The 215-nt window shown below is 61.9% G+C and carries 1 pseudogene; it reads right to left on the reverse strand.

The features are described from left to right. Positions 1-215: pseudogene (locus AC0HS0_RS19005) on the reverse strand (PTS mannitol transporter subunit IIB); the annotation flags it as partial.

Raw genomic sequence — 215 nt, forward strand, 5'->3', positions numbered from 1 at the left:
CGATCCCGAAGAACGCGCCGATCGACAAGAGCATGCCGACGATACCTGCCGAGAAGTTGTTGACCAGCATCTCGAACTCGGCCTTGATCTTGCCGTCCCAGATGCGGTCGACCTGCTTCATGACCCAGGCGCCGAGCGGGCCCATGATCATCGCGCCGATGAACATCGGGATGTTCGAGCCCACGATGACGCCCATGGTCGCGATGCTGCCGACC

Source organism: Leifsonia sp. PARNA 1/14, from assembly GCF_055720965.1.